The sequence below is a fragment of the Pseudarthrobacter sp. N5 genome, from assembly GCF_050157035.1.
Lineage (GTDB): Bacteria > Actinomycetota > Actinomycetes > Actinomycetales > Micrococcaceae > Arthrobacter.
The window spans coordinates 3659543-3680684 of sequence record NZ_CP189593.1 but is presented as its reverse complement, the minus strand read 5'-3'; the positions used below and the strand labels follow the sequence as shown (position 1 = coordinate 3680684).

General features: G+C 66.1%; 26 protein-coding genes and 1 pseudogene. 12 read left to right on the top strand and 15 right to left on the bottom strand.

All coding sequences use genetic code 11. From position 1 onward, the window contains the following. Positions 1–232: 232 nt before the first annotated feature. Positions 233–1660, bottom strand: a complete 1428-nt coding sequence (locus ACQCST_RS17645) for a dihydrolipoyl dehydrogenase family protein (protein WP_426997010.1) — start codon at positions 1658–1660, stop codon at positions 233–235. An 84-nt stretch (positions 1661–1744) separates the two neighbouring features. Here ACQCST_RS17645 and ACQCST_RS17640 point away from each other — a divergent pair, with 84 nt between their 5' ends. After that, positions 1745–2416 carry a class I SAM-dependent methyltransferase gene (locus ACQCST_RS17640; protein ID WP_426997009.1) on the top strand — a complete coding sequence of 224 codons (672 nt, stop codon included), beginning with the start codon at positions 1745–1747 and terminating at the stop codon, positions 2414–2416. A 70-nt stretch (positions 2417–2486) separates the two neighbouring features. Here ACQCST_RS17640 and ACQCST_RS17635 read toward each other — a convergent pair whose 3' ends face one another. Next, entirely contained in the window at positions 2487–2705 is a 219-nt protein-coding gene (locus ACQCST_RS17635) for a YceI family protein (RefSeq protein WP_426997008.1), read from the bottom strand. 259 nt (positions 2706–2964) lie between these two features. Here ACQCST_RS17635 and ACQCST_RS17630 point away from each other — a divergent pair, with 259 nt between their 5' ends. From ACQCST_RS17630 to ACQCST_RS17620, 3 genes are read left to right on the top strand one after another with little or no spacing between them, the layout of a single operon-like run. Further along, positions 2965–3417 (top strand): hypothetical protein, encoded by a 453-nt coding sequence (locus ACQCST_RS17630; protein WP_426997007.1) that lies wholly within the window; start codon positions 2965–2967, stop codon positions 3415–3417. Then, positions 3414–4205: a Crp/Fnr family transcriptional regulator gene (locus tag ACQCST_RS17625; protein WP_426997006.1), complete on the top strand. Its 792-nt coding sequence runs from the start codon at positions 3414–3416 to the stop codon at positions 4203–4205. The genes ACQCST_RS17630 and ACQCST_RS17625 overlap by 4 nt, the downstream gene beginning before the upstream one ends. Further along, positions 4202–4501 carry a DUF427 domain-containing protein gene (locus ACQCST_RS17620; protein ID WP_426997005.1) on the top strand — a complete coding sequence of 100 codons (300 nt, stop codon included), beginning with the start codon at positions 4202–4204 and terminating at the stop codon, positions 4499–4501. Before ACQCST_RS17625 ends, ACQCST_RS17620 begins: the two co-directional genes overlap by 4 nt. A 52-nt stretch (positions 4502–4553) precedes the next feature. On the opposite strand, the gene ACQCST_RS17615 is transcribed toward ACQCST_RS17620, so the two are convergent. After that, a complete protein-coding gene (locus ACQCST_RS17615) occupies positions 4554–4817 on the bottom strand; it encodes a hypothetical protein (protein ID WP_426999224.1) in 264 nt (87 codons plus the stop codon). Between ACQCST_RS17615 and ACQCST_RS17610 the strand changes: the two genes are divergently transcribed. Both ACQCST_RS17610 and ACQCST_RS17605 read left to right on the top strand, forming a co-directional pair. Beyond that, positions 4710–5132 (top strand): carboxymuconolactone decarboxylase family protein, encoded by a 423-nt coding sequence (locus ACQCST_RS17610; RefSeq protein WP_426999214.1) that lies wholly within the window; start codon positions 4710–4712, stop codon positions 5130–5132. The genes ACQCST_RS17615 and ACQCST_RS17610 overlap by 108 nt on opposite strands. Before the next feature lie 67 nt (positions 5133–5199). After that, positions 5200–6168 (top strand): IS481 family transposase, encoded by a 969-nt coding sequence (locus tag ACQCST_RS17605; protein ID WP_426996053.1) that lies wholly within the window; start codon positions 5200–5202, stop codon positions 6166–6168. Positions 6169–6315: 147 nt separating this feature from the next. On the opposite strand, the gene ACQCST_RS17600 is transcribed toward ACQCST_RS17605, so the two are convergent. Next, positions 6316–6888, bottom strand: a complete 573-nt coding sequence (locus ACQCST_RS17600; RefSeq protein WP_426997004.1) for a recombinase family protein — start codon at positions 6886–6888, stop codon at positions 6316–6318. A gap of 74 nt (positions 6889–6962) precedes the next feature. Between ACQCST_RS17600 and ACQCST_RS17595 the strand changes: the two genes are divergently transcribed. Both ACQCST_RS17595 and ACQCST_RS17590 read left to right on the top strand, forming a co-directional pair. Further along, positions 6963–8216 carry a transposase gene (locus tag ACQCST_RS17595; protein WP_426997003.1) on the top strand — a complete coding sequence of 418 codons (1254 nt, stop codon included), beginning with the start codon at positions 6963–6965 and terminating at the stop codon, positions 8214–8216. Between the two features lie 15 nt (positions 8217–8231). Beyond that, a pseudogene (locus tag ACQCST_RS17590) lies at positions 8232–8747 on the top strand (IS30 family transposase); the annotation flags it as partial. Between the two features lie 140 nt (positions 8748–8887). On the opposite strand, the gene ACQCST_RS17585 reads toward ACQCST_RS17590, so the two are convergent. Beyond that, positions 8888–9310: a winged helix-turn-helix transcriptional regulator gene (locus tag ACQCST_RS17585; RefSeq protein WP_426997002.1), complete on the bottom strand. Its 423-nt coding sequence runs from the start codon at positions 9308–9310 to the stop codon at positions 8888–8890. 111 nt (positions 9311–9421) lie between these two features. On the opposite strand from ACQCST_RS17585, the gene ACQCST_RS17580 reads away from it, so the two are divergent. After that, the gene (locus ACQCST_RS17580; RefSeq protein ID WP_426997001.1) at positions 9422–10426 is read left to right on the top strand and encodes an oxidoreductase; all 1005 of its coding nucleotides are present in this window, start codon (positions 9422–9424) and stop codon (positions 10424–10426) included. Here ACQCST_RS17580 and ACQCST_RS17575 read toward each other — a convergent pair. From ACQCST_RS17575 to ACQCST_RS17535, 9 genes are all read right to left on the bottom strand, one after another. Continuing rightward, a complete protein-coding gene (locus ACQCST_RS17575) occupies positions 10383–11552 on the bottom strand; it encodes an IS30 family transposase (RefSeq protein WP_426997000.1) in 1170 nt (389 codons plus the stop codon). The two genes, ACQCST_RS17580 and ACQCST_RS17575, sit on opposite strands and share 44 nt — an antisense overlap. Before the next feature lie 305 nt (positions 11553–11857). Next, positions 11858–12544 (bottom strand): haloacid dehalogenase type II, encoded by a 687-nt coding sequence (locus ACQCST_RS17570; RefSeq protein WP_426996999.1) that lies wholly within the window; start codon positions 12542–12544, stop codon positions 11858–11860. Beyond that, on the bottom strand, positions 12541–13254 hold the full coding sequence (locus tag ACQCST_RS17565; protein WP_426996998.1) for a TIGR04282 family arsenosugar biosynthesis glycosyltransferase: 714 nt from the start codon (positions 13252–13254) through the stop codon (positions 12541–12543). Before ACQCST_RS17565 ends, ACQCST_RS17570 begins: the two co-directional genes overlap by 4 nt. Next, on the bottom strand, positions 13254–13919 hold the full coding sequence (locus tag ACQCST_RS17560) for a glycosyltransferase family 2 protein (protein ID WP_426996997.1): 666 nt from the start codon (positions 13917–13919) through the stop codon (positions 13254–13256). Before ACQCST_RS17560 ends, ACQCST_RS17565 begins: the two co-directional genes overlap by 1 nt. A 103-nt stretch (positions 13920–14022) precedes the next feature. After that, entirely contained in the window at positions 14023–15027 is a 1005-nt protein-coding gene (locus ACQCST_RS17555; RefSeq protein WP_426996996.1) for an Rv1681 family radical SAM protein, read from the bottom strand. Beyond that, positions 15021–15833 (bottom strand): Rv1680 family SBP-like protein, encoded by an 813-nt coding sequence (locus ACQCST_RS17550; RefSeq protein ID WP_426996994.1) that lies wholly within the window; start codon positions 15831–15833, stop codon positions 15021–15023. Before ACQCST_RS17550 ends, ACQCST_RS17555 begins: the two co-directional genes overlap by 7 nt. After that, positions 15830–16981 carry an Rv1679 family acyl-CoA dehydrogenase gene (gene fadE16 / locus ACQCST_RS17545; RefSeq protein WP_426996993.1) on the bottom strand — a complete coding sequence of 384 codons (1152 nt, stop codon included), beginning with the start codon at positions 16979–16981 and terminating at the stop codon, positions 15830–15832. Before fadE16 ends, ACQCST_RS17550 begins: the two co-directional genes overlap by 4 nt. Beyond that, entirely contained in the window at positions 16959–17360 is a 402-nt protein-coding gene (locus ACQCST_RS17540) for an Rv1678 family membrane protein (RefSeq protein WP_426996992.1), read from the bottom strand. Before ACQCST_RS17540 ends, fadE16 begins: the two co-directional genes overlap by 23 nt. Beyond that, positions 17357–17893 carry a TQO small subunit DoxD gene (locus tag ACQCST_RS17535; protein ID WP_426996991.1) on the bottom strand — a complete coding sequence of 179 codons (537 nt, stop codon included), beginning with the start codon at positions 17891–17893 and terminating at the stop codon, positions 17357–17359. Before ACQCST_RS17535 ends, ACQCST_RS17540 begins: the two co-directional genes overlap by 4 nt. A gap of 656 nt (positions 17894–18549) precedes the next feature. Between ACQCST_RS17535 and ACQCST_RS17530 the strand changes: the two genes are divergently transcribed. The 3 genes from ACQCST_RS17530 (at position 18550) to ACQCST_RS17520 (ending at position 20424) form a co-directional block, all read left to right on the top strand. Further along, the gene (locus ACQCST_RS17530; protein WP_426999213.1) at positions 18550–19074 is read left to right on the top strand and encodes a redoxin domain-containing protein; all 525 of its coding nucleotides are present in this window, start codon (positions 18550–18552) and stop codon (positions 19072–19074) included. Between the two features lie 52 nt (positions 19075–19126). Then, the gene (locus ACQCST_RS17525; protein ID WP_426996990.1) at positions 19127–19954 is read left to right on the top strand and encodes an alpha/beta fold hydrolase; all 828 of its coding nucleotides are present in this window, start codon (positions 19127–19129) and stop codon (positions 19952–19954) included. Positions 19955–20115: 161 nt separating this feature from the next. Then, positions 20116–20424 carry a hypothetical protein gene (locus ACQCST_RS17520; protein ID WP_426996989.1) on the top strand — a complete coding sequence of 103 codons (309 nt, stop codon included), beginning with the start codon at positions 20116–20118 and terminating at the stop codon, positions 20422–20424. A 210-nt stretch (positions 20425–20634) separates the two neighbouring features. Here ACQCST_RS17520 and merB read toward each other — a convergent pair whose 3' ends face one another. Beyond that, positions 20635–20892, bottom strand: coding sequence for an organomercurial lyase (merB, locus tag ACQCST_RS17515; protein WP_426996988.1), 258 nt, complete (start codon positions 20890–20892; stop codon positions 20635–20637). Between the last annotated feature and the right edge of the window lie 250 nt (positions 20893–21142).

Below are 21142 nucleotides of genomic sequence, written 5' to 3'. Positions count from 1 at the left end.
GGTCACACAGAAGCGGTTGCCGTCAGGGTCCGCCAGCACAATGAAGTCAGCGTCGTCCGGAACGTCATTGACGCCAAGGATCGGGGTTCGGGGTCGGCCATGCGCGGCTAAATTCGCGCCAGCGACATCCCACCGCACCCTCCTATGGCCACCCCGGTCCAGACAGGTCAGATCGCAGGCCGGTGGGCTGCCCTCGTCTCGAAGCCGTGCGCACCCGGCGCCTCGTGGCGGCCTACCGCCCGCTGCGCCGGCCCTGCTTTCGGTCAAGCCGGGCCCTGCGGATGCGCGAGAGCACCTTCGTGACCACAGCCAAGACCGGGGATCGGAGCCGGGACCGCGCATCGGCGATCGCCGCGTTCCAGACTCCGTCGCTGTAGGTGGGGTAGGCGTGCGTGGTGCCTGCGATGTCGCGCGTCGAAAGACCGTTCTGCACCGCGAGGGTGAGCTCGGCCAACGATTCACCGGCCCTCGGCCCGACGATGGTGCCCCCGACGATCCGCCCGCGCCTGTCGAGGATGAGGCGGGTCAGCCCGTCCGTCCTGCCCTCGGTGATGGCACGGTCAAGGTGGGTGTGGTGGATGGTCGATATGGTGTGCCGGCCATCCTCGGCAGCGGTGATGCCGACGGCGGCGAGCTCCGGTGAGGTGTATGTGACCCGGGGGACGGTGCCGCTGACGCGGCGGCCCAGCCCCAGGACCGCGTTGGAGGCAGCGACACTGGCGTGCACCCCGGCCAGGTGCGCGAACCGCGGGTTCGCCGTGACGTCCCCTGCGGCCCAGATCGCGGGGTTGGTCGTGCGCATCTTCGCATCCACCAGTACGCTGCCACTGGCATCGCAGTCCACACCGACGGCGGCCAGACCGAGCCCCAAGGTCCGCGCGGTCCGCCCCGCCGCGAGGAGCACCACATCGGCCTCGACATGCGTGCCATCCACCAGATGGATCCGGCTCACACCCGCCTGGACCGACACCCGGTCGATCCGTGCGTTCTCGCGGAACCGGACTCCGTCATTTTCCAGGCTCCGCCGGATGAGCGCGGCGGCGTCCCGGTCCTCCTTGGGGAGCATTTGCGAGCGTGCAAGCACGCTTACCTGCGACCCCAGACGGGCGAATGCCTGTCCCAGCTCGCAGGCAACCGGGCCGCCGCCGATGATCACGAGACGGGCCGGAATTTCCTCAAGGTCCCATACTGTCTCCGAGGTGACGACGTGCGCCATGTCAAGACCCGGAATGTGCGGCAGTGCCGGTTCAGCGCCGGCGGTGATGAGGGCCTGCCGGAAGGCCGCCCTCACACCGTCAATGTCTGCGGTACCAGGGGCCACGAACCGGGCGGAGCCGGGCAGGACCTCGACGCCGGCCCGCTCGAGTGCGGCGGGAGAGTCACCCGGTTCGATGGCGGCGATCGCACCGAACACCTGCTGCCGGACGGCCGCGAAGTCCGGCGGCCGGTTGGTCAGCCGTTGCTCGATTTGGGCGTACGCGGCGGCGGCCAGGATGGTTTTGGAGGGAACACATCCGGTCCACAGGCAGTCACCGCCGGTGCGCGCGCGCTCAACAAGAACCGTGCGTGCTCCAAGACCGGCGGCGGTCCTGGCTCCGATGATGCCTGCCGTGCCGCCGCCAATAACCAGAAGATCGATAATGCCTTCACGGGCTGCCACGGAGCGCTCCTTGTGTTAAATTGGTCCGGCCGGCGGTGCCGGACTGCCTGTGCCGATTATGACAGTCATTCACTGAACCCGGAGGTGGGCCCCATCCCGGAGAGGTACAGCATCTTCGCTCCTCTCTACGACGCGCTGTCGGGCGAGTTTCCGATATACCGGGCCGGAAGGGTGCTCGGCATCGCGGCGATGGCCCCGCGGGTGGGGGACCAGGTGCTCGACGTCGGGTGCGGAACCGGCCTGAACTTTCCCCTCCTTCAGGCCGGAATAGGGGAAACGGGCACGATCGTCGGCCTCGACAGCAGCGCGGACATGCTTCGCCAGGCACACCGCAGGGCCACGAAACGGGGCTGGAATAACGTCATACTTCTTCAGGCCGATGCCACCACGCTGGACCCCGCGAAGGTCGCCGCTCGCATCACGGCCGCCGGCGGGCAGGACTGCTCGGATGCGGCCATCGCCACCTATGCACTGTCCCTGATGCCGCAGTGGCCCAGGGCCTGGGACAATATGAGGGCACTGTGTCGGCGCGGGGCCATGCTCGGCGTCGTTGATATGCAGGACCCTGTCGGTGCGGCCGCACTTTTCACCCCGCTGGCCCGGCTGGCCTGCCGGCTGGGGGGAGCCGACATTGCAGCCCGCCCCTGGCAGTCCGTGGAGCGTGACTGTACCGATGTCCTCCGCGCCGCGGCCCGCGGCGGCCACCTGCAGATCAGAGCCGGACGGTCAGCCAAGGACGCGTCCGAACCCTCATAAGAATCGATCCTCGGTACTGGTCACGACCGGCCCACGCAAAAAAATCGTTGCTGCGCAGGTGGTTATCACGTTATTCCACACCCGTATTGATGCTTTCGGCGACAATTCCCAGCTGACCGCTGGACTTTGCCGGCTCCGCGGCGTCGATGTGCACACGCCCCTCGAACTCTTTGAACAGGCCATGGATCTTCGTTACCATCGCATACCGGGCAACGAACCCGGTCCGCGTGTGTGCAACATCGAAAATGTAGTCACCTGCGAGATCGGAGCCCTCGGCCTCGTTGCTCATCTCGACTCCATTCCTTCGGTCAAACAGTATCGATGCTGAACGGTCGGCGGAAGACCACGATGAATTCCTGCGCGTTGAGGATTGCCGGGAAGCCAACGGTGTCTCTGCCCGTAGCGCTCCGCCTCCGGATGGCGCCGGGACACCGGGCGGTACGGCTCTGAAAAAAGGCCGTCTTGTGTGTTCCAGATCACTGAACACCGCGTGGTTGCGGCCTTACTGTGAGCCGGTAGACACACCCCGCTGAGGAAGGGAAATTCCCATGAGCGCCGCACCAGCTCTTTCACACCACGCGTTCTCCACCGGCCTCGGACGGCGCGCCGCCGCCGGGGTGGCCGGGGGCCTGGCCGGAGGCCTGGTCTTCGGGGTGCTCATGGCGATGATGGGCATGCTTCCCGTGATCGCCTCCCTGGTCGGCTCCAGCTCCGCCCTGACCGGCGTCGGGATCCATCTGCTGATCTCGGTCACTATCGGCCTCGGTTTGACCGTTCTCTTCGGCAACGGCCTGCTCACCGGTTACCGGAAGGGTGCCGTTGTCGGGCTGAGGTACGGGATCATCTGGTGGGTGCTTGGTCCGCTGATGATCATGCCAGTGATGATGGGCATGCCGCCGTTCGCTCTGAACCTAGCCGCGGCATTAAGCCTGATGGGCCACATGGTCTACGGGGTTATTCTGGCCTTGGTGGCGGTACGCGTCCTGAAGAAACGAGTATGACCGGGGGCTGCGCCTTCGACGTTGCGGGGACCCTCACCGGCGACCTGCGCCCGTGGGCGCCCCGGCAACGAGAGGCGGACCCGCTGATGGCAGAACCCTTCGACTCGTTCAGCTGTATGAACGAGGTGGACCTGTTCGCCGATCTGAGCGCCGCCGAGATCGGGGCCATGGACCTGATGGCTCCGACCCGGCTCTTCCGTACCGGCGAACTCGTCTTCAGCCAGAGCCAGCCGGTCACCGCCCTGTTCATCCTCAAGACCGGGCGGGTGCGGATCTTCCGGGTTGCCGAAGACGGCAAGGCCCTGACCATGGCGATCCTGGACCCCGGCGCCGTGTTCGGGGAAATGATTCTCGTCGGCCAGCGAATGTACGACAACTATGCCGAAGCGATCGAGGACTCCGCGATCTGCCAGCTCAGCGCCGCTGACGTCGAACGGTTCCTGCTGTCGGATCCGCGCATCGCCATCCGCATCTCACGCCTGCTCGGCGAACAGGTCGCCCGGCTCGAAGAGCGCCTCACCGACCTCGCACTCAGGCCCCTGGCAGCCCAGGTCTGCTCCACCCTGCTCAAACTCGATGACACCACGGCCTCCCAACGCTTCGGCCACACACGGGCCATACACCTCACCCATGAACAACTTGCCGGACTGCTCGGCGCCTCCCGCGAGGCCACCAGCAAGATCATGGGCGACCTCACCTCCAAGGGCGCCATCCGGCAGGGCCGGGGACGCATCATCGTCCAGGACCGTGCGGTGCTGCGCACCATGGCCAGGAGCACCCAATCATGATGACGGCCAGCTTCCACGGCACCGTGATCGCCCGCTCAGAGAACACCGTCTATCTGGAAGGCAACCACTACTTCCCCCCGGAATCCGTAACACCGGGTGCCCTGGAGAAAAGCTGGCTGCGAACCCTGTGTTATTGGAAGGGCATCGCCCGCTACTACCATGTCAGCGCCGCCGGGCGCCGGGCCGCGAACGCGGCCTGGGCGTACCCATACCCCTCGCCCCTGGCCCGAAAAATCAAAGCCCATGTCGCCTTCGATCCCGGAAGCGGCATCCACATCGACAACAAACCAGCGTGAGCACCCGATGGCCGGTTGCCGGTCCTTGTCCCGGCAAAGAAATGAAACGGAGTCAGAACGCATGTCCCGCATTCCCGCCCACACCGTGGAATCCGCACCCGAAGGTCCCAAGGAACATGCCCGGAAGCTGGCGAAAAAGATGGGCACGCTGCTCAACATCCACGCCGGCCTGGCCCACTCTCCCGTGGTCATCGCCTCCTACGAAGGAATCTCGGCCGCCATCGCTGCGCACGGCAGCTTCGACGCGCGCACCCGCGAGGCCATCGCCCTGGCCGTCGGAAACCAGAACGGCTGCAGCTACTGCCAGGCCGCCCACGCCTCTCGGCCCGCCGGGCGGGTCTGGACGAGGACCAGATCCTCGCCATCCGGGCCGGTGGAGTGGATTTCGACGACAAACTCGACACCATCACGGCCTCGCCCGGGAAGCCGCCGCCAATGTCATTTTCCGAAGTCGTCTGCACAAGCTGCCCCGAAAGTACGGGAGTTGTGCAGTCGGGTATGGACATCTGGTGTCCGAAGTCCCCTGCACAAAGCGTCACTTTGGTCGGGAGTCGCCTGCACGAAACGTCAGGGTATCGAGGCTCGCCTAGGTGTATTGACCACGGACGTTAGGAACGCTCGGCGTGGTTAGGTGACAAAAAGAAGACCTCCGGGTGGAGTGGGGCTTGTCGAGAGTCCGATCCACAAGGAGGTCTTCAATGTCCCATGCTAATGCGCTCCTCACGCCTAAGGGCAGGCTCCGGCTGGCCCAGTGCGTCGTGGAGGACGGGTGGCCGCTGCGGCGGGCGGCTGAGCGGTTCCAGGTCTCGGTGACGACCGCGGCGCGGTGGGCTGGCCGCTACCGGGAGCGCGGCGAGCACGGGATGGAGGACCGGTCGAGCCGGCCCGTCAGCTCCCCGGGCCGGACGTCCGTGCGGCGGGAGCGGCGGATCGTCGCGCTCAGAGTGAACCGCCGGTGGGGCCCTGCCCGGATCGGTTACCTGCTGGGTATCCACCCCTCCACGGTGCACCGGGTCCTCTCCAGGTTCGGACTGGCAAGGCTGTCGTGGCTGGACCGGGCCACGGGGAGGGTAATCCGCCGCTACGAGCACCAGAACCCCGGAGACCTTGTCCACGTGGACATCAAGAAACTCGGACGTATCCCGGACGGCGGCGGACACCGCACGGTGGGCAGGGCATCCGGCAACCGGAACAAGACCGGCACGGCGGCGAACCGGAGACCGGGCTACGCCTTCCTGCACAACGCGGTCGATGATCATTCCCGGCTGGCCTACACCGAGATCCTCGCCGATGAGAAAAAGGACACCGCGGCCGGGTTCTGGGAACGCGCCAACGCCTACTTCGAATCCTGCGGAATCGTGGTCAAACGGGTCCTGACGGACAACGGCTCCTGCTACCGCTCCTACGCATTCAAAGACGCCCTGGGCCCGGCTATCAAGCACAAGCGCACCCGGCCCTACAGGCCCCAGACCAACGGCAAAGTCGAGCGCTACAACCGCACCATGCTCGATGAGTGGGCTTACGCAAAACCCTATGGATCAGAGGCCGAGCGTGTTGATTCTTTCGCCGACTGGCTCCATCACTACAATCATCACCGAGGCCACACCTCACTCAAAGGTCAGCCACCGGTCACCCGCGTCACTAACCTCTCAGGTCAATACACCTAGGCGTTGTCCGGGGTCCCGGCTGTCAGCGTCTCGGGAGGCCTTGAAGGAGGGTGCCGGTGCAGGTCTTGTTGGTAGCGTCTCGAAATTGAGCGCCGATGCCGTGCCGAACCGATGTTCACGATGCGCCGGCCCGTTGGCGGGAGGACGTCATGTGGCGGGCGCGGCGCGCTGGATGGCCCGGTAGACGGTGGAGCGGGCGACGCCGAAGAGTTCGGCGATCTCCGTTGTGGTGTGTGTGCCCTCCCGGCGGAGGCTCACGAGGTGTCTTTCCTGCTTTTTGGAGAGTTTGGGCTGTCGACCTCGAAGCTTGCCTTTGGACTTCGCCACCGCCATGCCTTCGCGGGTCCGGGCGCGGATGAGGTCGGATTCGAATTCTGCGACCATGCCCAGGACGTTGAACAACAGCTTTCCAACCGGGTCATGGGGGTTGTAGATGCTGCCGCCGATGTTGAGGGTCACGCCCTTGCGTGTGAGCTCGTCGGCGATGTCCCTCGCATCCGGCAGGGACCGTGCGAGCCGGTCAAGTTTGGTCACCACGAAGGTGTCGCCGCCGCGGCACGCGGCGAGGGCCCTTTCCAGCCCGGGTCGGTCGCGTTTGGTGCCGGTGAATCCGTGGTCGACGTGGACCATCTCGGCGTCGACGCCGAGGGCGTGGAGGGCATGGTGCTGGGCGGTGAGGTCTTGGGTGCTGGTCGAGCAGCCGGCGTAGCCGATGAGCATGCTTCGGACTGTAGCGTATAAGGCACCCCGGATTCTGTCGGTCGAAGCAACGCCTGTATTAGGGGCTTGTGGCTATGTATCGACATTTGGATTCGCCTGAGGGCGCACGGTTTCTTGCTCTGATTCGTGAGGGAAAGGGTCTCAAACCGTCAGCCCGCGCAGCGGGTGTCGGGAAGGAAACAGGTTACCGATGGCTGTGCGAAACGTTCCTGCAATTGCGCGTCTCGGGTCTTGACAGCGGGGCCGCCCAGGCAAGGCTTGGATTCTCCTCTTCTCGACTGATCGAGTGGGAGCGCAAATTCCAGCAGGACGACGGACGCCATCACTTCCAGGTCGGGGCGGAGGTGGAGGCAGCGTTCTGGGCCTCATACCGGGAAGGCGCCGGCCTCGCGAAAGCAACGCAGGGTGCGGGAGTAAGCCGGGCGACCGGATACCGCTGGCTCTACAAGCGCTTCACTTTATTGCGGGAATCGAATGGGCCGGCGAGGGTCCGGAAGGAGCTGCGGCCGCTGCCGGGCACGGCCGCCGCATGGGAGAAAAGGTGGAAGACGGAACTGGCCGTCGCGAAGGAGCGTCTCGACCAGGCTCATCGTGCCGGAATCCAGGACACCCGGCTGTTCGCCGCACGGGCGGCCCAGACGGTCTCCCCAGCGAAGGCTCGTCGTGATCTGGCGGGGACACGTTACTGGGACCTGGTGAATGCCGGATCCAGCAACGCTGAGGCCTGCAGGATGTTGGGTATGAGCAGACGCGCCGGCACGAACCTTAGGAACCAACGGGCTGAGCAGAGCCATATAAGGGTTCCCGTTCAAGGGTCCGGACGGTACCTGTCCCTGCTGGAACGGATTCAGATCGCTGACCTGCTCCGGCTGGACTGCTCACTGCGGCGCATCGGGCGTGAACTCGGACGCTGCCCTTCAACGATCAAAAGGGAATTGGACCGTCACCGCGACGGCCACGGCCGGTACTCTCCGCACGCTGCCGATCACAGCGCCAGCCAGCAGCGGCGCCGGCCACGGGATCGGAAGCTTAGACGGAACCGGCGAGTTCGCGCGATCGTGCAGCGCAAGCTCAATCGCCACTGGTCGCCCGAGCAGATCTGCGGCTGGCTCGCACTGCAATTCCCCTTCGAACCGCGCCTTCAATTGAGTCCTGAGACCATCTACCGGGCATTGCTCTTCAACGATGACGGCGGTTTAGATAAGAAATACTGTCCCCGGCTGCGCACCGGACGGAAAATCCGCAGACACCGCTGGCGGACCGGTTCCGGTCACGGCGCAGTGGTCCGGAACATGACCATGATCAGCCAGCGCCCACCAGCCATTTAGACCAAGACGGAAGCTGGCCATTGGGAAGGCGATCTCATCGTCGGGCCCGGCTCGACCTCGGCCATGGTGACGCTGCGGGAACGCAAGACCCAATACGGAATCATCATCAATCTGCCGATCGACCACACAGCGGCCCGGACCAACGCTGCCATCACCGCCGCCTTCGCTTCCCTCCCACCGCACCTAAAGCAGACTCTCACCTGGGACCAAGGCGTAGAGATGGCTCGACACCAAGAGCTCGCCGCAGCGACAGGCATCCAAATCTACTTCGCAGAACGCTCCAGCCCCTGGCAGCGGGGAGCCAACGAGAACTTCAACGGGCTGGCACGCCAGTACTTCCGCAAGGGCACCGACCTGTCAAAACACACCCATGAATATGTCAAGAGCGTCTGCAACGAGCTAAACACCAGACCCCGCAAGACCCTCGGTTACCTCACGCCCAAGGCACTGCTCCAGGCCGAAAAAAGCACCATGCCTGCCACCTCCGGATACACTCAAAAGCAGCCGGCTGAACTGCCGGACTCACTCTAACGTTGCGTCGATCCTTAGAATCCGCCGCACCTTCACCGGGCATTAATTCGGGCAGGGTATACGGGAATCCGGCAAGGGCGGAAACACGCGGATGTGAAGAAGGCCTAGGGGCAGGGCCGGGACGTCCGGTGGACGACCGGCTAACGGACACCGTCAAACTGTGTTTGGTGTGCTGAGACGTCGTCGCGGTGAGTCTCGGACCAGAGTTTGGGCTGTCGGACCGTTTGGTGCAGGGAGAGCCCGAGGTTGGTGAGTTCGTAGGTCACAGTCACGGGGACGGTCGCGATCGCGGTCCGCGCGATCAGCCCGTCGCGTTCGAGGGACTTTAGTGTCTGCGACAGCATCTTCGGGCTCACCCCTGCCAGGACTCGAGCCAGCTCGGAATACCGCATCGGTCGCGGCTCACCATCACAGTCCGGCCCGCTCCCTAGCGCGGACAACACCAGGGTCACCCACTTGCCAGACACCTGAGCGAGCAACTGCTGGCTCGGGCACGCGGCGAGGAACGCGTTGTACTGCGTCTTCGCCTCCGCCTTCTTCTCCGCTGCTGTCATCGTCGGCATGGGCCCTCCTTCGGGTATCAACGCACTTCCAGGTAACTACTTCCCAGCGGGTAGCAGCTCATTCAGGATGGAGGGCAGCACGTTATTCCGCAAGCACCGAAAGGCACATCCATGAGCACCAACACCACCGACCTGCCCGGCGGCACCTGGAACCTCGGCGACACCACCGTTTCCCGCTTCGGGTACGGCGGCATGCAGCTCGCCGGCCCGTGGGTCGTCGGCCCGCCAAAAGACCACGACGCAGCCCTCGCCGTCCTCGGTCACGCCGTCGAAAGCGGCATCACCCACATCGACACCGCAGAAACCTACGGACCCCGCGTCGTCAACGAACTCATCCGCGAAGCCCTGCACCCCTACGCCGAAGACCTCTTCATCGCGACGAAGGCCGGCGGACGCCGCGACGCCCAGGGCAGCTGGCCGTCCGCGCGGAAGCCCGACGAACTCCGCGCACAAATCGACGACAACCTCGAAACCCTCGGCGTCGACGTCCTCGACCTGGTACACCTTCGCCTCGGGGACGCCAACGGGCCGGTCCCCGAGCAGATCAGCGAGGCGTTCGAGACGCTCGTAGACCTGCAGCAGCAGGGCATCATTCGGCACCTTGGCGTCAGCAACGCCACCGCGGAGCAGGTGAAGGAAGCGCAGTCGATCGCGCCGATCGTGTCCGTGCAGAACATGTACAACCTCGCTAACCGGTGGGACGACACCCTCATCGACCGCCTCGCCGTAGAAGGAATCGCGTACATTCCCTTCTTCCCCCTGGGAGGCTTCACCCCGCTTCAGTCCGACGCGCTGTCATCCGTCGCTACGCGGCTTGGCGCGACCCAGATGTCGGTCGCCCTGGCCTGGCTGCTGCACCGTTCCCCGAACATCCTGTTGATCCCGGGAACGTCGTCCGTGTCGCACCTCAGGGAGAATATCGCCGGCGCCGCACTCACACTGTCCAACGACGACCTCACCGAACTCGACCAGATCGCCAGCTTGCCACAGCACGGCGCATGGCGGGGCGCAACGGCAGCGCCCTCAATGCGCCTACACAGGCGCCCGTTAGGGGATCGGCGGATTCAGGCGGTCATTGCAACAGGAGTCCTTCGATCAATTCGATCGGTTTTCTGAACTCTAGTCTTTTGCGTGGCCGGTCGTTGAGTTCCTGGGCAACCCAGTCGAGGTCTTCGGCGCTGTGGACGCTCAGGTCCGTGCCCTTCGGGAAGTACCGGCGCAGCAGGCCATTCGTGTTTTCGTTGATGCCCCGCTGCCAGGGTGAGTGCGGATCGCAGAAGTAAATGTCGATACCGGCGTCTACTTTCACGGTTTTCCAGTCCTGCATTTCGATGCCTTGGTCCCAGGTGAGTGAATGCCTCAGCGCCTCGGGGAGCGTCTTGATCTTGGCTGCCAGGGCGTCACGCATCTGCTCGGCCTTGTACCCGTCCGGCAGGTGCACGAGCATCGTGTAATTGGTGGTCCGCTCGACCAGCGTCCCGATCGCGGACTGATTCCCCTTGCCGATGATGAGGTCGCCCTCCCAGTGCCCTGGCACCGCACGGTCCTGAACCTCGGGGGGACGTTCGGAGATATTGATCATCCCCGGGATCCGGTTCTTCCGCTGGCCGGCTTTCCTGCAGGGCTGCCTGAGTGCCCGTCCGGTGCGTAAACACGCGGCCAGATCACGGTTCAGTGCTCCGCGGGACTGAACGTAAAGGCACTGGTAAATGATCTCAGGTGACACCCGCATCTCCGGCTCATCGGGAAACTCAACCCGCAGGCGTCCTGCGATCTGCTCAGGCGAGTACTTCTTTTTCAGGTCCTCTTCCACCTTCGCACGCAACACCGTGTTCGTGTGCAGTTTCGCCGGTTTCGGCCGCGAAGCCCGCTCATACGCCAGTGCGTGAGCCGACGTCGCCCGGTAAGGCAACCCGGCCACCGAATTGCGCCGAAGCTCCCTGGACACAGTCGAGGCAGATCTGCCGACCACGGCCCCGATCCGGCGCAGCGAGTGTCCCTGGGCGCGCATCACCGCGATCTCTTCACGCTGGGCGAAAGTCAGGCACCTGCCCTTCAGATCCCGGCCGCGGCGTGGCCTGACACCCCCGGCCTCGGCCAGGACCCGGCGCCCGGTCCGCCTGCTCGTATTGATCGGCACAACAGCGTCAGTGATGAAATCACCGGCCTGCATCCCAGCCCAAAACAGCTGCAGAAGATCCGGTCTTACGTAAATCGAATACCTCGCCATGACAACACCCATCCGCTAAGTGTTGCAATCACCGCAAGAACCCAAGGATCCCCCAACGGGCGGGCTGTGCAGACGGCTTTGGACATTCCGTGCAATCGACTGCTGAAACTGACAGCCAACACCGGCACCGGACTCGACCTCCCCGCAGCCCCAGAGCCCACCGCCTGAGGAATCCGGGTGTGTACCCCGGTTACGCCGCGGCACACACCCTCCACCGGGAGCAGGCAGCCCGTGCAGGACTTCCGGAGTCCGCTTCCCGACGACGACCAAAGAACGCAACCCGGGCTGCCGGCCCTGCGGACGCTGCCTGACGTGGACTACACCGGCCCGGCCGGAGCCAACGCCCGGGTCAGGCCGCCGAGGCCCGTGATGGTGTGGTCCGGGGCCCTGAAGTAGGCCGGGTACGTTTCTCCGGAACGGTTCAGCCACGCGGTACCAAGACCCGCCCGCGACGCGCCGTGGATGTCCCACGGATGCACGGCCACGAGCAGCATTTGATCCGGGGCGACCCCACAGGCTAAGGCCGCGTGCTCATAGGAGGCGCGGGCCGGCTTCCACGCCTGTGCGTCTTCCACGGAGAGCAGCAGGTCAAAATCCTCCCGGATCCCCGCTGTGGCAAACAGTTTTTCCGCGACCTGCGGGGATCCGTTGGTCAGGGTGACTAGCCGGTAGCCTGCCGACTTAAGTGTCCGGACACCGTCCGCGACATCCGGATGCAGTCCGAGCGCTGCCATGCCACTCATGACATGTTCCACCGCGCCGTCCAGGTCCCTGTCCAACGCTGTACGTCCCAACAACCCGCGTAGCACTTCGGCGCCGATGTCAGCGAACCGGGCACTGTCCCCGGCCGCCGCAAGAGCGAATCCGTCCCGCAGCAGTGCGGCAAACCACAGCTTGGCCAACGGAGCCGGAGCACCGACGTCAGCGAACCGGGCACCCATCGGGGACATGTCCGAAAGTGTCTCGTTTACATCAAACACAATGACTGACGGTGCGTTGTTCATATGGTTTCTCCTTCGAAACAGCCAGCAATGCCGAATTTCAATGGGGTCTCATGGTCTTCCGACCGGCGTTGTGCCAGTGCTGCCTGCAGGGCTCGGGTGAATCGGCTGTGGGGGATTTGTGCTGCGACTTGAGCCGCGGTGCCGATGGTGTCCACATCGGTCAGTTGGGGGAGCAGACGGACCCTGTGACCGGCCTGGAGGAGGCGTTCCAGCTGCCGGGCTCCGGTGGTCGGCGCGGACATGGGCACGCCGCGGGTCAGGTCCCCGTCGGGGTTGCGCAGTGCCAACGCCCAGAAGCCGCCGTCACCGGCCAGGCCGATCCAGCTGTCGACGCCGGGTGCCGGTTTGAGGCAGGCCGCAAGGTGATCGGCTCGAAGCTGGGGGGTGTCCATGCCGATCAGGACCGTGGTGCCCCATCCGTATCCGCGGGCGGCATCGAAGACGGCGGCGAGGCGATGGTCGAGGTCGCCGTCGGTTTGTCGAAGCAGTTCAAAGCCTGCAGCCAGGGCCGGGCATCGGTCGGTGGTGTAGGCCAGGACCCGGCGTGCCACGGGCATGGCCGCGACGGTGGCCAGTGTGTCATCCAGGCTCGCGGCGGCAACGTCCGCGGCCAGGGCATGGCTCAGCGCCGGCGTCAGCCGGGTCTTGACCTGTCCGGGTATGCATTCCTTGGCCATGACGACGAGCGTGAGCTGCGAGGCCGGGTGCATTACCTGCTCCGCAGCTGGCGTGACATGTCGATCACGGCCGTGATGGTGCCCCGCACGGTGCCGGTGACCTTGGACCGTCCGGTGCGTGGCTGGTAAGCAACCCGGATTTCCTCAATCCTCCACCCGGCACGCGCGGCCTTGAGGACCATTTCCAGCGGGTACCCGCTGCGCCGGTCCTGCAGATCCAAGGCCAGCAGCCGTTGGCGCGAAGCCACGCGCATGGGGCCGAGGTCATGAATGCTGATATCCAGGCGTCGGCGGAGCCGGCGGGCCAGGACGGCGTTCGCCAGCCGGGCGTGAGAGGGCCAGCAGCCCCCGGCGGGCCATTGTCGCCCCAGCATTAGATCCGTCCGTCCCGCCAGCACCGGTGCGGCAACGCGTCGCAGGTCCTCCACGCCCATCGACCCGTCGCAATCGCAGAACGCCACATAATCCGACGTTGCGGCGAGCAAGCCGGCGTGGGCTGCCCACCCGAAACCCGTCCGCGGCTCGAACACCACGGTGGCCCCGAGTGCGCGGGCAATGGCGGCGGAGCCGTCGATGGACCCGTTATCCACCACGATAGGGCGGAAGTTGGCAGGGAACTCGGCCAAAACACGCGGCAGCGCGGCCGCCTCATTCAGGCAGGGCAGGACAACGTCGATGCCCGGCCCTTTTTCGGTCATGTTTTGACCCCGGTCTCTGGAGGGCGCGGCTGGGGCGCGGTGCTTGCGGCGTTCCCGGCCCGGGGAGGCGGGCGCCGGGTGGCCCGGCGCGCGGCCGGGGTGCTCAGGCGCAGGGAAACCATTGGGCGGCGGCGTTGGCGCGGGCGCGGTAGTCGCTGAATCGGCGGCGGACCTCGGCGATGGCCTCGGCCAGGGGGAAGATCTCGGCGGTGATGAGCTGGTCGGTGTCGTCGGCGCTGACGGGGTGCCAGTAGACGCCGTCGGCGGTGACGGTCACTTCGGGGATGAGCGATTCGATGGTCAGTTCCAGGCCGGTGTCGGCGTTGCCGCGGTGGGCGAGGGCGCGGATGACCTGGTCCTCGGGTGCGATGCCGAGCGAGTCGAGGAAGGTGTGGAACGGCTGGAGTTCGTGGCTCTGTCCGGCGGGCAGGGTCGCGGCGACCCGGACCCGGAATCCTTCCTCCTGCGCTATCCGGATGCCGGCCACGGCCCGGGCCCACGATCCGGTTCCGCGGTGGCTGTCGTGGGTGTCCGGGGTGGCGGAGTCGAGGCTGATCTGCAGCACGAGCCGGTCACGGTCCATCCGGCGCAGGCGTTCGAGCCGGTTCCCGCGGAAGAGCATCCCGTTGGTCAGCAGGGTGGTCGGCAGCGCGTCCGTGCATGCCGCCACGAGGTCATCGAGGTCCGGCAGCAGGAACGGTTCCCCGCCGGTGAGCAGTAGCTCGCTGACCCCGGCCTGAACGGCCTCGCCGGCCAGCCGGCGCACCCGGTCGATGCCCAGGGCCCGGCGGGCGGTCTGCGGTGAGGACCGGGCGCAGCAGTAGTCGCAGGCCAGGTTGCAGTCAAAGTTGGTGTACATCCAGAGCCGGGTTCCGGGTATCTGTCCGGACGCGAGCCCGGCGAGCGGGTCGGGGGCGTGGCCGCGGCGGATGACGGCGGCCCCGTCCCGGACTTCGAGGAGTTCGTTGCCTGTCCGGGCACACCATGCGGCCACAGTCTGCGTCAGGGGGCCCTGCTCGCCGGGTCCCAGCGGCACGGCCACGGTGGCGCCGTCGGCCGCGGCGGCGATGCGTTCCACCAGATCCAGGACGATGCCGTGGTTTACCATCGGGGCCCGATGCCTTGTTCGTGTACGGCCTCGAACAGTGACGCGTATCCTTCCAGCCGGGGGGCCACCCAGCGGCGCAGGCCTTCCATTTCCAGGATGGGCCGGTGCGCCGGGTTGTCCCAGTCCATCGCGAGCAGGTGCTCGACCCAGGGTGCGGAGCGCTCCTCGGAGAGGGCGGGCAGGGCGGTGAAGTTGCAGTGGCTGTACACCGGGGATTCCCAGAACACCTCCAGCGCCCCGGGCATCAGCTCCTCACGCCCGATTGCCTCCCAGGTGTTGACGCCGATCGCGGCGGCATCGGCCCTGTCATCGAGGACCGCGCGCAGCGCATCGAGTTCGCTGCGGCCGGTGTCCCCGTGTTTGCCGACGTCGCTGTCCAGGCGCAGCAGGTCCACTTCGGCTGTGGTGATCCCGGCCCGGGTCAGGAAGTGGACCGGCAGGATCGCGGCCTGCGCCGAATCCCTGGACCCCAGCGCCAGCCGGCGGCCCTTCAGGTCTGCCAGGCCGCCCAGCCCGGTTCCGGCACGGGCCACGAACATTGTCCGGAACATGGTGTCGGTGTCCCGCATGGCCAGCGCCCGGCAGGCGCCATTGGTCTGCGCGACGGTGCGTACCCAGGCCAGGTTGGTGTTCCAGGCCAGGTCGATCGTGCCCTGAAGCAGCGAATCCACCTGCCGCCCGTAGTTGGAGAAGAGCACGAAATCCATCTCGGCGGGGGTGCCGGCGAAGTAGTCGCGGATACCCTCCCAGATGGTGACGACGTTAGGGGTGTAGGCGACCGAGCCCACGATCAGCGGGGCGCTCACGCCGGGACCTGCGCCGGTGCGGACGGCTGGCTGTCGAACAGCGGCTGTCCGGTGATGGCCCTGCCGTAGAAGTCATAGAGCACGTCGGCGGTAGGGGCCATGACGTGGCCGGCCCGGGCGTCGCGGAAGTACCGGTCGATCTGCAGGTGTTCCGAGAACGCCGCACCGCCGCAGACGCGCATCGCGGAGTCGGTGATGCGCAGGGCCGCGTCGTTGGCCGCGGCCTTGACCCCGAGCACGTGCAGCATGGTGTCCTCGCGCGGCTCGGCAATCCGGCCGGCGGCCTGGGTGAGATAGGCCGCGGTGGAGGCCAGCTCGATTGACATCCGCGCCAGCCGGGCACGGATGGTCGGCAGCGCCGAGAGGCTTTCGTCCAGATGCTCCAGCCGGGCGGCGCTGGTATGCCGGACGGCGGCGTCCACCGCGGCCCGGGACAACCCGACCGACACGGCCGCGTTGCCCAGGTTAAACCACGGCAACACCGTCTGGAGCATCAGGTCCAACCCGCCGCCGGCCGCACCGAGACGGTAGCTGCCGGGCACCTCGGCGTCGAAGGTCATCGGGGTCGAGGCGTTGCCGCGCAGCCCCATGCCGCGCCATCTCCCGGCCACCTCGACGCCGGGTGTGACCGCCGGGACCGCGAACAAATCAACGGTGTCGGCATCCGCCGTCAGCGTCGAGACGATATAGACGTCGGCATGACCGGCCGAGGTCACCCAGCTCTTGGCGGCGTTCAGCCGCACCCCCGCACCGTTGAGCCGTGCCCGGGACACGGGCGCCCAGAAATGCGACCTGGATCCGGCCTCCGAGAACGCCAGCGAGCCCAGGGCCCTGCCGCCGGCCAGATCGGCCACCAGATCCGGCAGCCCAGGCGGTGGTGCGGCCGCCACCGGCATCGCGGCACTGACATGCATCAGATAGATCATCGCGGTCGACCCGCAAACCCCGGCCAGGGAACCCAGGACCTCGACCAGTTCGTGCGGGCCGCCACCGAGACCACCCGCCTCCACCGGCAGCGTCAGCCCGAGCAACCCGGACTCCCGCAGGGCTGCGACGGCTTCCTCGGGGAAGCGGGCGCCGGCGTCGACGTCGCGGGCATGCTCGCCGGCAATGGCCAGGACCGGATCAAGCCGTGCGTTCAGATTCATCGTGCGTCTTCCTGTCTGTGGCCATGGAGAGGGGACTCGGTGTCAGTCCGACGGCGAGCAGCCCGAGCCCCAGACCGCCCATCAGCGCCAGGGTGGAGCCATCCCCGCCGAGCCAATTGACCGCCTGGCCGGCCTGCAGCAGCTGAATCACCGCGGCCGCCACGAAAGCCGCACCGGCCACGATCACCAGAACACGCCGTCGCAGCACCCCGCCGAGCACCGCGAGGACCCCCAACGCCACGATCACGATCAGGCCCGCACCGCGGACATGGATGAGGTCCGCCGGCGCCGGTCCGCCGGTCGAGAAGGCGAACAGGGAGCCCAGCAGGGCGGCCACACCCAGGACCAGCACGGGACGATCGAACCGCCGCCCGCTCATGAGAGCCTGGCCAGCAGGGAGCCGAGGCGTCCGGTGGATTTCTGCCAGCCGGGGCGCAGGACACCGTCGACCCCGAAGCTGCGCCCCGCGGCGGTGGCGAACACCGCGACGTGCGCGAGGATCATCAGGTAGTAGGACCAGTGCCATTCGTTGGGTGCGTTCAGGACGGACAGCATGATCGCGAGCGACTGGGCCAACCCGACCGCCGCCCAGAACCGGGTGGCAAGCCCGATCAGCAGGAACGCGCCGAGGCCGGCCTCGATGAGCAGCGTCATCCACCCGAAAAAGGGGAAATTGGTCAGCACCACGTGTTCAACGAACCACGCATAAGGGGGGAACACCGGGCGGTCGACCGCGAAACGGGTGAAAAAGTACAATCCGGTATTCCCGTGCTCACCGAAATCCGGGGGAACCTTCCAGGCGACGTTCTGGATCCACAGCAGCGCTACGCCGATCCGCAACGCGGCGACACCCCCGCGGGCCAGCCGGGAGTCCCCGCCCGCCTCAACCGGGGCGGCTGTTATAGCAGCCATGACCGGCTCCTTTCCCATGGCTCTCATTAAGGACCCGCGGCCGGCGACGCGCAACATCAAAGTCATTACAATTCCCGAACGGTCTCCACTACGTCCGGCCGTCAGAGCCCCCGGTGCATATGGCCCTACGGGGGACCGGATCGACCGGAGGACACGGACCAAGACGCGGGAAGCTGGCGCCAAGGCTGTTGAGAGTGTCCGGTAACGATCGTTCGCGATACACAATTCGGCGGGAGAGTGCAGCCGCGCTGTGACTTTAGATGAGAATGGCGGCTTTTTCTTAGTTGGGTGGCAGGCCCGGTGCCGCGTATGCGGTCCCTTGGAGATGCTCCCTGGCTCCGGAGCGCAGATCGTGTCGACGATTGTCGAGGGTGATGCGCTCTCCCAAGTGCGCTGGCAGCCGCTCTCTTCGCGAGCAAGGATACGTGAGGCACGTACAAAGGCTTCGCGAACTTGACGTGAGGCACTATGTACCCCCCGCCCGCAAATTTTCCGGACGGCGCCACGGAAAACGACGGTCAAGGTCCCGGAACCTCTGTAAATACGATGGGCCAGGGTCGCGTACAGGCCCTTCACGGGTGGCAGGGTTTGCCGGCGGGGCATGGGGAGCGGGAGTCGGCAGGGAATACTCTGATGGAGGAATTGTTGTGACCGTCATGACTCTTCTTCCCACGCAACGGTCCCCGGCCCTGTCGCTCCCGCTCGTCGGCGGCGGCACTGCCGATGATTTGAACCTTGGCCGCGGTGCGACGGGCCGCTTCAGACTGGTCGTCTTTTTCCGCGGCCTGCACTGCCCGATCTGCCGCAAGCAGCTCAGCGAAATCGACAGGCGCCTGGAGGATCTGCATGCTGCGGGGATCGGCCAGGTCGTCGCCGTCAGCATGGAAACGGCAGAGCGCAGCGCCGAGATTGTGGCCAAATGGCATTTGGAAAACCTTCCTGTCGCCTACGGACTGAGCGAAGGATCAGCCCGCTCCTGGGGCTTAAACCTGTCCCGGGCCATCAAGGACGGCGAGCCGGAACTTTTCAACGAACCGGGCATCTTCGTCCTGGACGAGGACGGCACCTTGTTCTGGAGCAGCACAGCGACGATGCCGTTCGGCCGGCCGGGCCTGGATGACATCATTGCCGGTCTCCGGTATGTCCGGGAGCACGACTACCCGGCCCGCGGCGCCGCCTGAGCACGACGCTGCAGACCCCATTTCCGGCCCACCAGACAGGCGATTACGACACATGAGCCCCCAGGAAGCACCCGTGCGGCGGGACCGGATCCAGGTTGAGGGGACCACCCTTTCCTACCTGCGTAGCGGCGATGACGCGTCGCCGCCGTTGCTGCTTTTGCACGGGACGTTCTGGAGCCGGGTGTGGCTGCCCGTTTTGCCCGCGTTAGGGACCGCGCGGCGTTGCATCGCCCTGGACCTGCCCGGGTTCGGGTGCAGCGGCGGAGAACTCGACATCGCACACGCGACCGTGCCGGCCCTGGCCGAAACGGTCCTCGCCGCCGCCGACGCCCTTGGACTGGAGAGGTTTGATCTGGCCGGACACGATATCGGCGGGGGGATCGCGCAGCTGGTGGCTGCGACCAGCGGGCGGGTGAGCAGACTCGTGCTGATGAATTCGGTCATGTTCGATTCCTGGCCGGTCCCGGCGGTGCAGCGGTTCCGTGACCCGGAGGTGCGCGCCGCGACCGAGCCCGAGGAACTCATGACCGCCCGTGCCGTTTCCACCCGGCGCGCAGTGCAGCGGACGTTGAGCGAGGAAGAGCTGGCGGACTACCTGTCGCCGTGGACCGCGCCGGCACGGCACCGTTCCTGGATGGCCATGGCCGCTGCAGCCGATTCCCGCTACACCATGGACGTGGTGCCGTGGTTGAAGGAGGCCCGGATTCCGACGCGTCTGGTGTGGGGCCGGGACGACGATTTTCAGAAGGTCGCCTTCGCCCGCCGCTACGTAGCGGAGATCCCGGGGTCGGGCCTGGTCGAGGTCCCCGGCAAGCACATTCCGACCGAGGACTCCCCAGACGCCGTCAGCAACGCCATCCTGGACTTCCTCGGCCGGTAACCGCAGAACACCACGTCGGCGACGCACTGATCCAGAGTTTTGCATTCCCGGCCGGTGACCAGGCGATCGCGGAAAACGGCGACGTAGTCACAATCATCGCCACCGGCACTTTCGACACCGCTGCACGCACCGCGGACGGCGGCGGGACCTTCGCCCATCATGTGGCCGCGACCGGACAGACGATCACCGGAACGTTCACCACGACGGATATGCTCAGCTTCCAGTCCCATGGTGACGCGACACCGCAAGGGCTGCCCGCCTCATTCTTCGGCGGCAAATTGACGCTGTCGATCCTCGCCACTCCGGATGTGAACCCGAACCTGCATCTTCCGGCGACGCTCACCGTCGAATGCGATCTGGGCAGCCCGCCGGCTGCGGTGGTCGAAGGCGTCCGGGTCAATGTCAAAGATGTGATCAACTTCAACAAGACCGTGCCGGAGAGCGGCGCAAACGTCTACATACGGCAATAGGCGACCGGGACCGCTGCAGGTCAAGCTGTCAATCAGACAGTGAAGATGGTGGGGCTTCTCGGTGGGGGTCTGGCCCACAACCAGACCGACGATCCCACTCAAACACGTCAGCAGCTGCAGCCGGGCGTCCAGTTGCCGGGCTGCGGTTCTTCCTGTTCAGTCATTTTTGGGCCAAATAGGTCGCGAGCCTAAAAGCCTCTTCGACGGGGATCACGGCGCCGCCGGGATGGCTTTCAAGCCAGGGACGGGCTTCTTCGGGGAAGCAAAGAAGTGGACCTGGCGGCAGAATGCGGAGCGCACCGAACTCATGTCCTCCGGATGGACCAGTGAGACCACGGTCGTGGCCGGTTCCACACTGGTCACCCCGGAGGTACCGACGCTGACGCGTACCTGCGTTCCGGTGGAACTGCAGGCCGATTCGATCCGCGCTGATGTCCCCAGGACGGCGGGCAGGATCAGGGTGTCCAAGGCACATCAGGTGCAGAGCTGCTCCCCACGGGATTCGCAGCGGTGCGGGGTCGGGCGCTGGGTCAGGTCCCGTCCGATGATCCGCCCTGATCCGCCCCGTACCCGGTACCGGGCATGGCCTCCAAGGTGCGGCGGACCTCCCCAACCGGCCGGCCGGCGCTGCCGCCAGGGCTTCAATGCCGACCGGATCGCCCTGGGCCAGCAGCCTGATCAGCGGCAGCCACAGCCGCGCGTGCATGCCCGTTTCGCC